Source organism: Nocardiopsis sp. B62 (assembly GCF_018070675.1).
Lineage (GTDB): Bacteria > Actinomycetota > Actinomycetes > Streptosporangiales > Streptosporangiaceae > Nocardiopsis > Nocardiopsis prasina.
Window position 1 is genome coordinate 1 of sequence record NZ_JAGPXK010000019.1, and the last position, 13989, is coordinate 13989.

The window sequence follows — 13989 nt, forward strand, 5'->3', positions numbered from 1 at the left end:
CCCCCACCCCCACCCCCACAACCCGCACCGGTACCCACACCCGGGCACCGGGTCTCTGCGGTCCGGGTCAGCGGCCGCACCGCGGTGGTCCTCGCCCTGGCGAGCGCCGCCGGACTGGCCATGTTCTTCTGGCCGCTGTTCGCGGCGCCGCGGCCGGAAGCCATGGCGCACAGCGCGGACGCTCCGCTCATCTTCGTCGTCGCCATGCCGGTGCTGCTCGCCGTGGTCGCCGCCGAGATGACCTCCGGGGGGATGGACACCAAGGCCCTTGCCCTGCTCGGGGTCCTCGCGGCACTCAACGCCGGGCTGCGTCCGCTCGGCGCCGGGATGATGGGCATCGAGACGGTGTTCTTCCTGCTCGTGCTGGCGGGCCGGGTCTTCGGGCCGGGCTTCGGGTTCCTCCTCGGCGGGATCTCGTTGTTCGCCTCGGCGCTGCTCACCGCCGGTGTGGGGCCGTGGCTGCCGTTCCAGATGATCTCCTCCGCCTGGATCGGCCTGGGAGCCGGACTGCTGCCGCGCGGAGTCACCGGGCGGGCGGAGATCTGGATGCTGGTGGGTTACGGGGTCCTCGCCGCGTACGCCTTCGGCTTCGTCATGAACATGTGGTTCTGGCCGTTCACCGCCGGTGTGGACACGCAGCTGTCGTTCGTGGCGGGCGCCCCGGTCCTGGAGAACCTCCAGCGCTTCACGGTGTTCACGCTCTACACCTCCACATGGAACTGGGACACCGGCCGGGCCCTCACCAACACCGTGGCCATCCTCCTCGCCGGTCCGGCCGTGCTCGCCGCCCTGCGCCGTGCCTCGCGCAGGGCGGCCTTCGACGCTCCGGTCGCCTTCACCGCCCCTCGGCGATCCGGGTGGGCCCGCCTCAGCCGGTGATCTCACCGCGGCCGATGGCCGCCTGTCTGCGTGCCTCGACGTCGTCCACCAACAGGTCCAGCATCTCCTCGGTGACACCCAGGCCGAAGGTCCGCAGCGTGAGGATCGGCAGGGACCGCGCCATCTCCAGCATCTCCGGGGGGAGGTCGTCGAGCCCGGGGAAACCGGAGATGATCTCCTCCATGACCGGCCCTCCGACGGGGTGGGAGCGCCACTCGCCCACGGTGTTGTGCTTGGTCAGGGGGCGTACGTAACGGTCACCCTGGGTCGTGATCTCCCCGCTCAGCGGCAGGTCCCGGGAGGACGCCCCGACGGCGACGGTGTAGGTGCCCGCCGCCAGGGACCAGCGCTGGGTCCCGGGGTCCCAGACGGACAGGTCCCGGGCGGTCAGCGGGAGGGCGACCCGGATGCTCCCACCGGGCTCCAGCGCCACCTTCGCGAACCCCCGCAGTTCGTGCCGGGGCCGGGTCGGGTGGTCCTGCTCGACCCCCGTGTACAGCTGGGCGACCTCCTGACCGGACCGTTCCCCGGTGTTGGTCACGGTGAACGACACCGTCCACGCGCCGCCACCGTCCGGGACCACCTCCAGTTCCGAGTAGGCGAAGGTCGTGTAGGTGAGGCCGTGCCCGAAGGGGTAGGCGACCGGGACGCCCAGGGTGTCGAAGTGGCGGTAGCCGACGAAGACCCCCTCGCCGTGGCGGACCACACCGTGCTCGCCCGGGAAGTTGAGGTAGGTGGCGTGGTCGCTCAACCGGACGGGGATCGTCTCGGTGAGCCGCCCCGAGGGGGAGACGACTCCGGTCAGCACGTCCACGACGGCCGCCCCGCCCGCCTGGCCGAGGAGCCAGCCCTCCACCACCGCGTCGGCCTGGTCCCGCCACTCGGCCACCGACACCACACCACCGTTGGACAGAACGACCACCACCCGCTCACTGACCTCGCGCACCCTCGTGAGAAGCTCCAGCTGCGCCGCGGGCAGGCTGATCGTGGTCCGGTCATAGCCCTCGGACTCGTCGGCCTCCGGCAGCCCGAGGAAGAGCACCGCCGTGTCGGCCGCGCCCGCCGCCGCCACGGCCTCCTCCACCAGCGCCGTGTCGGCGGTCCCGTCCAGAGTGAACCCGGCTGCGAACCGCACGTCCGCCAGCGCGCGCTCGAACCCCTCCAACGCCGCGTGCACCCTGGTCGGCACCACGCGGGAGGAGCCGCCGCCCTGGTACCGGGGCGTCCGGGCGAACTCGCCGATCACCGCCACCGAACGGTCCGCCGCCAGGGGCAGGACGCCGCCCTCGTTCTTCAACAGCACCAGCGCCTCACGGGCGGCCTCCCGCGCCAGCGCGTCGTTGGCCTCGTGCTCCAGCGGACGCGAGGTGTCGGCGGACACCCGCGCCTGCAACCGCCTCAGCCGCTCCACCACGGTGTCCAGCACGGACTCGTCCAGCTCACCGCGTTCCACCGCCTCCACCACGGCCTGGTCGGTCCCGCTGGGCGGCATCTCCAGGTCGAGCCCCGCGCGCACCGCGGCCACCCGGTCCACCACCGCGCCCCAGTCGGAGACCACCACGCCCTCGAACCCCCACTCCCCGCGCAGGAGGTCGGTGAGCAGCCACGGGTCCTGGCTGGTGTGCACGCCGTTGAGCCGGTTGTAGGAGCTCATCACCATGGCGGGCGCGGTGGTGCGGACGACCTCCTCGAAGGCGGACAGGTAGACCTCCCGCAGGGTGCGGTCGTCCACCTCGGCGCTGATCCGGTGCCGGTCGGTCTCCTGGTTGTTGGCGGCGAAGTGCTTCACGCATGCGCCGACCCCCTGCGACTGGACGCCCTCCACCAGGGCGGCGGCGATGCGCGCCGTGACGTGCGGGTCCTCGGAGACGTACTCGAAGTTGCGGCCGCACAGGGGCGAACGCTTGATGTTCATGCCCGGGCCCAGGACCACGTCCACGCCCTGCGCGCTGGCCTCCCCGCCCAGCGCCGCGCCGACCCTGCGCACGAGGTCGGGGTTCCAGGTCGCGCCCAGGCCCACGGCGGGCGGGAAACACGTGGCAGGGACGCTGCCGCCGATGCCGAGGTGGTCGCCCTCCTCTGGCTGGTGCCGCAGTCCGTGCGGTCCGTCCGCCAGGTGCAGGGGGCGCAGCACGCCCTCCACAGCGGTGCTGTGCCAGGTGTCGGAGCCGGAGGTGGCCGAGGCCTTCGCCGCGAGGTCGGGACGTGGTTGGTTGTTCATGGCCTGTCTCCCGTGGGGTCGGTGCTGCTCGTGGGGGGCGGAACGGCGATCCCGAGGTCCCTGAGGAAGGTGGTGACCACGGTCCGCATGTCGACGGAGTCCGGGTCGAGGAGCCACTGGACCTGGAGTCCGTCCTGGAGAGCGAGGAACTGTTGGGCCGCGATCCCCGGCGAGGGGTGCGACCGGTCGCCGAGGAGCCCGGCGAAGGCTGCGGTGAGGTGTTCGCGCAGGACGCGATACCTGCGCACGAAGTACTCGTGGGCGGGGTGCGCGGGGTCGGTGGCCTCGGCAGAGAGGTTCACGTAGAGCGAGACCAGACCGGGCGTGCCCGTGTTGCGCTCCACGATCCGCACGATGTTGTCGATGAGCTCCCGGTGGCTCAGGTGCTCGCCGAGGACCAGCGGGGCGTCGGCCTCGTCACGCCTGCTCAGGACGTGTATGAGCATGGCTTCCTTGTTGGGGAAGTGGTGCAGTGCGCCCGCATGGGTGATCCCCGCGTGCGCCGCGATGTCGCGCAGTGACACCGCGCGGTAGCCCGACCGCGAGAACAGTTCCGAGGCGGAGTCGATGATGCGCTGTCGGGTGCGCTCGCCCTTGCTCGGCCGGGTGGGGTCTGCGTCCGCCACTGGCGGTCTCCTCGCGGTTGGTCGCGCCACGGGTGCACCGTTGACGGCGAAGGCCCTGGTCGCTCCGAGACTACGGTCGGGGCCCCTCGTTCCTCCGGCACGCGCCCACCGCGCCGCGCCGTGTGGGGTGCAGAATCTACCAGTTGGTTAATTTGTGGCACAAGACACATGATGGTGTCGTTCCGGCCGGTGCGATCCCCGTCGACGCTGCTCCTCCGTCCCCGCGAACGTCGCGTGTCCGGACACCGTGGGGGGTCGGTGCGCCCTCCTGACGGCGGGCCCGTGGCGCGCTTGCGCTGGTGGGGGAGGGGCCGGGGCTCGGGCGACCCCGGGAAGGAGGACAACCGGAAGGAGAAGAACGTGGACGTGGACGGCGAAAGCCGGTCCTGGACGGCGACGGAGCGCATCGGGCCCCTCCCTGGTGTCGCGGAACGGGGGGTCTGTTCCAGAACACCAAAAAGGGGCCGTGCGCGCCACCTCCGATGCGTCGCCTGTGGACAACCGGACCGGGCCGAACCAGGTCTCAACCGGCCGTCGTCCGCCAGCGGGACAACCGGCGTTCCAGGACGACCAGCCCGCCGTTGAGGGTCACGCCCAGCAGCGCGATCGACAGGATGCCCGCGTACATGTCGTGGATCTGGAAGTTGAGCTGCGAGGAGTTGATCAGGTAGCCCAGGCCCGACTGGGCCCCCACCATCTCGGCGGCCACCAGCACCAGGATCGACGCGGCCCCGGCCATCCGGATCCCCGTGAAGATGGACGGCACCGCTGCGGGCACGATCACCTTGCGGAACAGGGCGAGCGGCCCGAAGCCGAGCGAGACCGCCGCCTTCACCAGCAGCGGGTCCACAGTCCGCACGCCGGTCACGGTGTTGAGCAGGATCGGGAAGGTGCAGGCGAACACCACCAGCGCCACCTTGGACGCCTCGCCGATCCCCAGGATCAGCACGAACACCGGGAGCAGCGCCAGGGCCGCGGTGTTACGGAACAGCTCAAGGACCGGCATGAGGAAGTCCGACACGGGTCGGTACCAGGCGATCAGCAGACCCAGGGGCACCGCCACCGCCACGGCGAGGGCGAACCCGGCCAGCGCGCGCGACAGGCTCGCGGACACGTGCGCCCACAGTTGGCCGCTCGACGCCAGATCGGCCGTGGCGACGAGGACTTCCGAGAGCGGCGGCAGGAACACCCGGTCGACGAGCCCCACGCGGGGGGCCGTCTCCCAGAGCAGCAGGAACGCGACGATCGCGGCCGAACGCTTGAACCACGACCAGCCGATGACCAGCAGGGGGCGCGTCGGCCGGGTCGTGGGCGGATCGGTCGGGGGAGCCGGGGGAGCGGTGGTGCGGGTGAGGGTGTCAGCCACGGTCGGCCTCCAACGGTACGGGTGCGTACTCGGACTGCTGGGCCAGCGCCACCTCATCGTGGAGCTCCTGCCAGACCCGGTTCCGGTAGCGGGCGAAGGCCGGGTCCGAACGCGGGTCCCGGCTGGCCTCCCGGTCCAGGTCGATGTCGATCACGCTCTTGATCCGCCCCGGCCGCGACGTCATCACGGCCACTCGTTGTCCCAGGTAGACGGCCTCGTCTATCCCGTGCGTGATGAACAGGACGGTCTTTGCGGTGCGTCGCCAGATGGTCCGCAACTCGTCCTGGAGGGACTCCCTGGTCTGGGCGTCCAACGCCGCGAAGGGCTCGTCCATGAGCAGTACCTCGGGGTCGAAGGCCAGGCTGCGGGCGATCGCCACCCGCTGCCGCATACCGCCGGAGAGCTCGTGTGGGTAGCGGTCCGCGAACCCCTCCAGACCCACAAGGGACAGGTACTCGCGGGCGCGCGAGGCCCGGAGGGACCGGGCCAGCCCCTTGGCCTCCAGACCGAACTCCACGTTGTCCTGGGCGGTGCGCCAGGGCAGCAGCGCGTACTGCTGGAACACCAGGCCCCGGTCGAGCCCGGGCCCCTCCACGGGACGCCCGTCCAGGAGGATCCTCCCGCCGCTGGGCCTCGTGAGCCCGCCCAGCAGATCGAGCAGGGTGGACTTCCCACAGCCGCTGGGACCGACCAGGGTGAGGAACTCACCCTCCGCCACGTCCAGGGTGACGTCGGCCAGGGCGGTCAGGGGCGGGCCCGGCCTCCCCCTCGGGTCGCGGACGGGGAAGGTCCGCCGGACCCCGTCCAGCCGCAGCTTGGGGTGGTCGCTCATGCGTCCTCGCTCTCGGTCGGTCCGCTCGCGGGCTCGCCGTCGGGGCCCGCGTCCTCGGGGAAGGTGCCGTTGTGGAACGGGTTGAACTCGTTGGTGTACAGCTCGGAGGCCTCGACCGAGCCCTCGGGCAGCTCTCCGTTGCGGTCCAGCCACTCCAGCCAGATCGCGAACTCCTCCTCGGTGATGACCCCGCCCGGCCCGGCCACGCCGCTGCTCCGCCAGTACTGGATGACCTCGGCCGACTCGTTGCGGCCGCGCTCCTCGACGATGCGCGCGAACCGGTCCACCACCTCCTCGCGCGGGGTGACCTGGGACCAACGGATGGCGCGGGCGATCCCGCTGACCAGGGTGAGGGTGGCGTCGGGGTTCTTCTCGACGAACTCGTCGCGCAGCACCAGGGACCCGTAGCTGAAGGTCCCGTACAGACCCTCGTCGGTGAAGAGCGGGCGGATACCGCCGCGTTCCAGGGCGGTCTCGCGCAGGATCCCGCCGAGCGTCGCGACGTGGACCTGCCCGGCCCGCAGGGACTGCTCGGTGTTGGCGGGCGGCACGACCGTGAGCTCCACCCGGGCGATCTCGTCCTCTGCCAACCCCTCCCGCGCCAGCCACTCGCGGACCACGAACTCGTGGTGGGCGCCCAGGGTGTTCATCGCGACCCTCCGGCCGACGAGGTCCTCGGCCCGGGTGATGTCGCTGTCCTCCAGGACGTAGTAACCGCTGAACGCCTCCTCGTCGGACCCGTAGTAGGACACGACGGAGGTGATCGGGGACCCGGCTGCGACCAGCTTGGCGATCGCCCCGTTGAAGGCCCCGCCGACGTCGGTGTCGCCGGTTGCCACGGCCTGGATGTCCTGGGGCCCGCTGGTGGTGTCGCCGATCCACTCGAGCTCGATGCCGTCCAGGTAACCGAGGTCGGCGGCCAGCTCGGGGAAGACCACCGAGCCGGCGGTCCCCTGGTACCGCACGACGGCCGCGTCCGGGTCGCTGGCCGAACGGTCCGGGGTACCGCAGGCGGCGGCCAGGGGCAGGACGGCCCCGGCCGAGGCGGTGTAGCGCAGAATGTCGCGTCGTGTGTGCATGTGTGCCTCCGGAGAACGGCGGGCCGCACGCGTGCGACCCGCCGTCGTCGTGGGGGTGTGCTGCGGTGGGGCGGGCCCGCCGGGGCCCGGGGGTCAGAGCGCCGGGGTGTACTCGCTGGAGTCGCCCACCAATGAGCGGCTGGGGCTGCCGTCGACACCCTTCGGGACGTCGCCGCCCACGGTGATCCGGTGCAGGCGGCGGGCCTGGTCGTCGTAGTCGGCCACCGCGTAGTGCTGGGTGGCGCGGTTGTCCCACACAGCCACGTCCCCCTCGCGCCAGCTCCACCGCACGGTGTTCTCCGGGCGGGTGACCCGCTGCTGGAGGAGTTCGAACAGAGCGGTGAAGTCCCGGCTGCTCAGACCGGAGAAGTGCTGGGCGAAGTGACCGAGGAACAGGGCCCGCTCACCGGTCTCCGGGTGGACGCGCACCACTGGGTGCTCGGTCCGGTACAGCGTCGAGACGAACTCCTCGCGGTACTTCCTCAGCTCACCGTTCACCTCGGTCCTGGGAGTGGAGGCCGCGTAGTCGTAGTCGTTGGTGTGCACCGCGCGCAGGCCGTCCGCGAGCGCCCTGAGCGGCTCCGGGAGGTCCTGGTAGGCGGTGGCGGTGTTGGCCCAGGTGGTGTCCCCGCCGTACGGGGGCAGGCGGATCGCGCGCAGCACGCTGGCCTGCGGGGGCCGGTCGACGAAGGTGACGTCGGTGTGCCAGCTGTTGGCCTTGCCGCGCTCGGAGTCGATGGGCAGGACGTGGTGCTCCTGACCGAACACCCGGCCGGTGGTGGGGTGCGGTGTGGTGAGCGGGCCGAGGAGGGAGGCGAATCCGGCCTGGGTCTCGTCCGTCAGGTGGTGCTGGTCGCGAAAGAAGATCACCTTGTGCGCGAGCAGGGTCTCGCGGACCCGCGCGACGGTGGCCTCGTCGAGGTCGGGGCCGATCTCCACGCCGGAGATCTCGGCTCCGATCCGTCCGGCGACGCGTCGGACGCTCAGGTCCGTGGTGGTGGTCACGTTGGTGCTCCGTTCTGGCAGCGGGTGCGCGGCGGTCACCTCACGCGTTCGGTCGCGGTCCGTTCGCGGCGGGTGACTTGAAGGTAGGGCCCTCACACGATCAAAGTCAACCAAATAAGTAGGAAAACCATGAATAGGCAGATGGGGAGGTCAGAGGGGTTGGAGGTCGTTCAAACGCCGTTCACACCGGACACCGAAACGTCATGCTGGCCGCCCCCGTGGCCGGCGGCTCCGCTACGGTCGGACCGATCCCCAGACCCCCGAAGAGAGGGCCACCGATGAGCGACCACCAGAAGCGGGACCGGACCGGCGCGGACCCGACCCAGTCCTTCACCGGGCTCACCGAGAACTATCAGGCCTTCCGCCCCGACTACCCGGCACCGATCCTCGACACCCTGGGCGAGCACCTGCGCGCTGGGGCCACCGACGCCTGGCCCAGCCCCTGGCTCCTGCTCGACGTCGGCTCCGGGACCGGTATCTCCACCCGAGCCCTGCGCTCCCTCGTCGGTCCCCGGCCCCGCGTGGTCGGTGTCGAACCCGGCCGCGACATGTTCGGTGCCGCGGAGGCGGAGGGCGGCGGGGTCGAGTACGTCAACGCCCGCGCCGAGGACGTCCCCTTCCCGGACGGATCCGCCGTGCTGGTTCTCACCGCCCAGGCCGTGCACTGGTTCGACCGCCCCGCCTTCTTCGCCGAGTCCGCCCGACTCCTCGCTCCGGGCGGCACCCTGGCGGTACTCAACAACAACCGCGACTACACCGGAAGCGCGTTCGTCGACGACCACGAGGCCCTGCTGGAGAGGTACAGCCCCGGTTACGACCGCCGCTACCGCCAGTTCGACCTGGTCGGAGAGATGTCCGAGGTTCGCGGACTCGCCGGGGCCACCGAGCACACCCACCACTGGACCCGGGTGCTCACCAGCGACGAGTACCTGGGTATGGCGCTGTCCTCCAGCAGAATGGCCGCCGCCGCGCGCGAACTCGGTGAGGAACGCACCCGAGCCGAGATCAGGGCCGTCGCCGACCGCCACTTCCCCGACGGCCGGGTCGTGATCCCCTACACCACCCAGCTGGTGGTGGCCCGCCGAGTGTGAGCGGGACGCCCCTGCTGCCCGCCTTCCCGGGGTTTACGGGATCACTCCCTTCCGCTGGCCTTGGCCAGAGACGCCCCGGGGAACGCTCCCGCAGATCGGGCCCGCTCAGCGGGCCGGGCAACGACGACGGGGGAACCAGCACCCATGGCGCAGCTGATCGTACTCGGGGTGGCCGACCGCGACACCGCCGAGAAGGCGCTCGACATCGCCTCCGACCTGAACAAACAGGAACTCCTCCGGTTGGAGGACGCCGCGTACGCCTACAAGGACGGCAGGGGCCGTCCCCGCATCCACCAGACCGTCAACCTCACCGGCCACGGTGCGGCGGGCGGCGCCCTGTGGGGAACGCTCATCGGCCTCCTCTTCCTCAACCCGCTGCTCGGCCTGGCCGTCGGCGCGGGCGCGGGCGCCATCGCGGGCAGGCTGAGCGACGTCGGCATCGACGACGACGTGATCAAGGACATCGGTGCCCAGCTCAAGCAGGGCCGGGCCGCCGTCTTCCTCCTCGCCGCGGACGCCACCACCGACCGCGTCGTCGACGCCTTCCGCCCGCTGGACCCCGCCGTCATCCAGACGAACCTGTCCAAGGACAACGAGAGGGAACTCGTCGAGGCCCTCCAGGCCCAGTAGGAACCGGGCCGGACCCGAACACGGGACGCCGGGCCCTCCCACGCCGCCGACGCGGGCCACTCGCACCGGCGGCTCCCTCCGGTTGGGGCACAACGGGCCGCACCCGGCCGGACGAACCGCGTCCGTACGACGAGGAGCAGCGATGACCGGTCACGGACCCGACGACGACACCGACTTCGCCAACGCCGAGCGCGGACTGGTCGCCCGGCTCGAACCCGGCCAGATCAGGGACGGGGACGGGCGCGTGGTGTGGGACGCCGACGCGTACGGCTTCCTCGACGCGGAGTGCCCGGACACAGCCAACCCGAGCCTGTGGCGACAGTCCCAGCTGTGCGCCAAACAGGGGTTGTTCGAGGTCACCGAAGGCATCTACCAGATCAGGGGCCTGGACCTGTCGAACATGACCCTCGTGGAGGGTGACCAGGGCGTCCTGGTCATCGACCCCCTCATCTCCGCCGAACCGGCGCGCGCGGGACTGGAGCTGTACCGGGAGCACCGGGGGAACCGACCGGTCAGCGGGGTCATCTACTCGCACTCGCACGTGGACCACTTCGGCGGGGTCGGCGGGGTCACGGACGGCACCGTGCCGATCCTCGCCCCGGCCGGGTTCCTGGAGCACGCGGTGGCGGAGAACGTCCACGCGGGGCCCGCGATGGCCCGCCGCAGCCTCTACCACACGGGCTCCCACCTGGAGGCCGGGCCTCGGGGCCAGATCGGGGTGGGGCTGGGCCAGACCAGGTCGGTCGGCACCGTGACCCTCATCGCGCCCAACCGGGAGATCACCCGAACCGGCCAGGAGGAGGTGGTGGACGGGGTGCGGATCGTCTTCCAGATGACGCCAGGAACCGAGGCGCCCACGGAGATGAACTTCTACTTCCCCGACCACCGCGCCCTGTGCATGGCGGAGAACGTCACCCACAACCTGCACAACATCCTCACCCTGCGCGGGGCGCCCGTGAGGGACGCCCGGGTGTGGTCGCGCTACCTGGACGAGTCCGTGGAGATCTTCGCGCACGAGTCGGACGTCCTGTTCGCCTCCCACCACTGGCCCACCTGGGGCACGGAGAACCTGGTGGCGCTCCTGAGCCAGCAACGGGACCTGTACGCCTACCTGCACGACCAGACCCTGCGCCTGATGAACCAGGGCTACGTCGGCGCGGAGATCGCCGAGCACCTCCGGATGCCGCCCGGGCTGGAACGGGAGTGGCACACCCGCGGCTACTACGGGTCGGTCAGCCACAACGTCAAGGCGATCTACCAGCGCTACATGGGCTGGTTCGACGGCAACCCCGCCCACCTGTGGGAACACCCGCCCGAGGAGGCCGCGCGCCGCTACGTGGACTGCATGGGCGGTGTGGACGAGGTGGTCCTCCGAGCGGACGAGTACCGGGACCGGGGCGACCTGCGGTTCGCCGCCACGCTGCTCAACCACGCCGTGTTCGCGGAACCGGAGCACGCCCGGGCGCGTGCCGCCCTCGCCGGGGTGTACGAGCGGCTGGGGTTCGGCGCGGAGAACGGCACCTGGCGCAACTTCTACCTCCAGGGCGCCGCCGAGCTGCGGCGGGGAAAGCCGGAACTGCCGTCGAACCTGGGCACGGGCATGGCGGCGGCGCTGTCGCTGGACCAGCTCTTCGAGTCGGTGGCGATCCGCGTCAACGGCCCCCGGGCGTGGGAGGAGCACTTCGTGATCGACTGGGTGTTCACCGACCTGGACACCACCTTCCGGACGACGCTCTCCAACGGGGCCCTGACCACGAGGGAGAAGCCGCGCCGCGGGGAGCCCGGGCTCACGGTGACCCTGAACAAGTTCCGCCTGCTGCGGCTGCTCGCGGGCAAGGGGACCGAGGGCATGGCGTTCGCGGGGGACGGGGAGCTGTTGGACCGGCTGATGGGACTGCTGGACCGGCCGGACCCCACTTTCGACATCGTCACCCCGTGAGGAGGGCCTGCGTGCCGGGCCGGGGCCCCTGGCTCAGGCCGGGGCCCGGCCGGACTGGGCCGCGATCCCGTCCAGGACCATCTCCAGTCCGGTCATGACCCAGTCGTCGCCCCTGGTGGCCCCGTCGTCGGGGGCCGAGGCGACCAGCGCCGCCACCCTGGGGAACGCGGACAGGTCGTCGCCGCCGAGCCTCCCGCGCCAGGCCTCCCCGGGTCCGTCCCCGGGCGATTCTCGTGCGCCGCTCCCGCCCGCCGGGTCGGCGAGGGCCAGGCGGGCGCTGCCCTGGAGGTAGTGCGTGACCGTCATGATGGCGCGACCGGCCTGACCCGGTGTGAGTCGCAGGGGCTCCAGGGCGCCCAGAGCCCACTCCATCGAGGCGAGCATGTGCGGTCCGGCGGGCGGTGCCAGGGTCGCGGTGGCGGTGAGCAGCCACGGATGCGCCGTGTACATCCGCCAGTCGTGCCGGGCGAGCAGGCGCATGCGCCCACGCCAGTCCAGGTCGCCTGGGTCGGGGTAGGCGTGGCGTGAGTGCAGGGAGTCGATCATCTCCCGGAGTAGCTCCTCCTTGTCGGAGACGTGCCGGTAGAGCGACATCGTCCCCGCGCCGAGCTGCTTGGCGACACGGCGCATGGACACGGAGTCCAGTCCCTCGGCGTCGGCGAGTTCGATCGCGACCTCGACGATGCGTTCCCTGCTCAGAGCCTGTCCCGCCACACTCACCCACCCGGTTCGCCGTTGCGGTCACGCTAACACTTGCGTACGGTGTACCCACCAGGTGCGTACACCGTACTCACTCGACCAGTCGGGAACGTCATGACAACGCCGACCAGCCGTACCCACCCCCGACGATGGCTCGCCCTGGCGGTCCTCGTCGTCCCCGTCCTGCTCACCTCGATGGACATCTCCATCCTGTACATGGCCGTCCCCGCCATCACCGCGGACCTGGCCCCCACCACCGGCCAGACCCTGTGGATCCTCGACGCCTACGGATTCCTGCTCGCCGGACTCCTCATCACCGCGGGCAACGTCGGCGACCGGATCGGACGGCGGCGCCTCCTGCTCCTCGGCTCCGGGCTCTTCGGGGCGGCGTCGTTCGCGGCAGCCCTCTCGACCACCCCCGAGGCGCTGATCCTGTCCCGGGCCCTCATGGGCGTCGGCGGCGCCACCCTCATGCCTTCGACGCTCGCGCTGATCCGCGACGTCTTCACCGACCCGGACGAACGCACCCGGGCCGTCGGGCTGTGGACTGCGGGCTTCGCCGGGGGAGCGGCGCTGGGGCCGATCGTCGGAGGCGGACTGCTGGAGTTCTTTGACTGGGGATCGGTCTTCCTGATCAACGTCCCGGTCGTCGTCGCCCTCATGGCGGCGGGCGCCCTGGTACTGCCCGAGTACAGAGCCGAGCGCCCCGCGCCCCTCGACCCGCCGAGCGTCCTGCTCTCCTTCTCCGCCGTCCTTCCCATGGTCTGGGCGGTCAAGACGGCCGCCGAGGAGCTCACCGTGACCCCGGCCTGCGGCATCGCACTGTTGGCGGGGCTGCTCGCCGGGGCGCTGTTCGTCCGGCGCCAGCGGCGGCTCACCGCCCCGCTCATGGACGTGGACCTGTTCGCCAACCCGCGCTTCACCGGCGCGGTGCTCGCCGGTGCCCTCATGATGTTCTCCCTGGTCGGCATGATGCTCCACACCGCCCAGTTCCTCCAGCTGGTCCAGGGTTACTCGCCGCTGCGCGCCGCGCTCCTGCTGCTGCCCGTCCTGGCGGCGGTGGCGGTGAACTCCGCCCTCTCAGCCGGGGCCGCCCGCAGGTGGGGTCACCGGACCGTGTTCGTGGCGGGCTCCATGGTCGCGGCCGGGGGCATGCTGCTGCTCGCGCTGACCCCCACCGGCCCGCCCACCTGGTGGGTCCTGCTGGGTTCCGCGCTGGTCGGCCTGGGAGTCGGACCGGTGATCGCGCTGGCGGTGGACGTTGTGGTCGCGGCGGTCAACCCGGACCGCGCGGGCGCGGCGTCGGCGGTCTCGGAGACGGCCAACGAGTTCGGTGCCGCGTTGGGGATCGCCGTCCTGGGCACGGTCAGCGCGGTGGTCTATCGTTCCGCCGTCGGGCGAGGGCTCCCCGACGACATCCCCGGCGAAGGGGTGGAGGCGATCGGATCCAGCCTCGGCGCCGCCCTGGCCCTGGCGGAACACCTCCCGCACGCCGCGCGGGACCTCACCACGGCGGCCCGTGAGGCGTTCGTGTCGGGGATGGCTGCGACCGGGGCGGTCGGGTTCGGACTGTTGCTCGCCTTGGCTCTGGGGCTTCTTGTCCTCCTGCGACGGGAGTGACG

The 13989-nt window shown here is 71.5% G+C and carries 12 protein-coding genes; 5 read left to right on the plus strand and 7 right to left on the minus strand.

The genetic code is table 11. From position 1 onward, the window contains the following. A partial coding sequence (locus tag KBX21_RS18865) for an ECF transporter S component (RefSeq protein WP_247665989.1) occupies positions 1 to 879 on the plus strand: 879 nt, incomplete at its 5' end. On the opposite strand, the gene KBX21_RS18870 is transcribed toward KBX21_RS18865, so the two are convergent. The 6 genes from KBX21_RS18870 to KBX21_RS18895 all read right to left on the minus strand — a co-directional run bounded on the left by KBX21_RS18870 (position 869) and on the right by KBX21_RS18895 (position 8008). Beyond that, positions 869 to 3100, minus strand: a complete 2232-nt coding sequence (locus KBX21_RS18870; protein WP_210842714.1) for a glycoside hydrolase family 3 C-terminal domain-containing protein — start codon at positions 3098 to 3100, stop codon at positions 869 to 871. The two genes, KBX21_RS18865 and KBX21_RS18870, sit on opposite strands and share 11 nt — an antisense overlap. Continuing rightward, positions 3097 to 3726, minus strand: coding sequence for a TetR/AcrR family transcriptional regulator (locus KBX21_RS18875; protein WP_210842715.1), 630 nt, complete (start codon positions 3724 to 3726; stop codon positions 3097 to 3099). The genes KBX21_RS18870 and KBX21_RS18875 overlap by 4 nt, the downstream gene beginning before the upstream one ends. Positions 3727 to 4249: 523 nt before the next feature. Beyond that, a complete protein-coding gene (locus KBX21_RS18880) occupies positions 4250 to 5092 on the minus strand; it encodes an ABC transporter permease (protein WP_049578466.1) in 843 nt (280 codons plus the stop codon). Next, positions 5085 to 5924 carry an ABC transporter ATP-binding protein gene (locus KBX21_RS18885; protein ID WP_049578468.1) on the minus strand — a complete coding sequence of 280 codons (840 nt, stop codon included), beginning with the start codon at positions 5922 to 5924 and terminating at the stop codon, positions 5085 to 5087. Before KBX21_RS18885 ends, KBX21_RS18880 begins: the two co-directional genes overlap by 8 nt. After that, the gene (locus KBX21_RS18890) at positions 5921 to 7003 is read right to left on the minus strand and encodes an ABC transporter substrate-binding protein (protein ID WP_049578470.1); all 1083 of its coding nucleotides are present in this window, start codon (positions 7001 to 7003) and stop codon (positions 5921 to 5923) included. The genes KBX21_RS18885 and KBX21_RS18890 overlap by 4 nt, the downstream gene beginning before the upstream one ends. A gap of 93 nt (positions 7004 to 7096) precedes the next feature. Continuing rightward, a complete protein-coding gene (locus KBX21_RS18895) occupies positions 7097 to 8008 on the minus strand; it encodes a TauD/TfdA family dioxygenase (protein WP_049578500.1) in 912 nt (303 codons plus the stop codon). Between the two features lie 278 nt (positions 8009 to 8286). Between KBX21_RS18895 and KBX21_RS18900 the strand changes: the two genes are divergently transcribed. From KBX21_RS18900 to KBX21_RS18910, 3 genes are all read left to right on the plus strand, one after another. After that, entirely contained in the window at positions 8287 to 9099 is an 813-nt protein-coding gene (locus KBX21_RS18900) for a class I SAM-dependent methyltransferase (protein WP_049578472.1), read from the plus strand. Positions 9100 to 9243: 144 nt separating this feature from the next. Beyond that, the gene (locus KBX21_RS18905) at positions 9244 to 9729 is read left to right on the plus strand and encodes a DUF1269 domain-containing protein (RefSeq protein WP_049578475.1); all 486 of its coding nucleotides are present in this window, start codon (positions 9244 to 9246) and stop codon (positions 9727 to 9729) included. A gap of 142 nt (positions 9730 to 9871) precedes the next feature. Then, positions 9872 to 11668, plus strand: coding sequence for an alkyl/aryl-sulfatase (locus tag KBX21_RS18910; protein ID WP_210842716.1), 1797 nt, complete (start codon positions 9872 to 9874; stop codon positions 11666 to 11668). A 33-nt stretch (positions 11669 to 11701) separates the two neighbouring features. On the opposite strand, the gene KBX21_RS18915 is transcribed toward KBX21_RS18910, so the two are convergent. Next, complete coding sequence (locus KBX21_RS18915) at positions 11702 to 12382, minus strand: TetR/AcrR family transcriptional regulator (RefSeq protein ID WP_307869235.1); 681 nt, start codon at positions 12380 to 12382, stop codon at positions 11702 to 11704. Between the two features lie 99 nt (positions 12383 to 12481). Here KBX21_RS18915 and KBX21_RS18920 point away from each other — a divergent pair, with 99 nt between their 5' ends. Continuing rightward, positions 12482 to 13987, plus strand: a complete 1506-nt coding sequence (locus tag KBX21_RS18920) for an MFS transporter (RefSeq protein WP_210842718.1) — start codon at positions 12482 to 12484, stop codon at positions 13985 to 13987. Positions 13988 to 13989: the final 2 nt, after the last annotated feature.

Bases quoted from the DNA above. Each gene is read 5' to 3' on its own strand.
- KBX21_RS18885 (WP_049578468.1), bottom strand. From the start codon at position 5,924: ATGAGCGACCACCCCAAGCTGCGGCTGGACGGGGTCCGGCGGACCTTC.
- KBX21_RS18890 (WP_049578470.1), bottom strand. From the start codon at position 7,003: ATGCACACACGACGCGACATTCTGCGCTACACCGCCTCGGCCGGGGCC.
- KBX21_RS18905 (WP_049578475.1), top strand. From the start codon at position 9,244: ATGGCGCAGCTGATCGTACTCGGGGTGGCCGACCGCGACACCGCCGAG.
- KBX21_RS18920 (WP_210842718.1), top strand. From the start codon at position 12,482: ATGACAACGCCGACCAGCCGTACCCACCCCCGACGATGGCTCGCCCTG.
- KBX21_RS18870 (WP_210842714.1), bottom strand. From the start codon at position 3,100: ATGAACAACCAACCACGTCCCGACCTCGCGGCGAAGGCCTCGGCCACC.
- KBX21_RS18910 (WP_210842716.1), top strand. From the start codon at position 9,872: ATGACCGGTCACGGACCCGACGACGACACCGACTTCGCCAACGCCGAG.
- KBX21_RS18900 (WP_049578472.1), top strand. From the start codon at position 8,287: ATGAGCGACCACCAGAAGCGGGACCGGACCGGCGCGGACCCGACCCAG.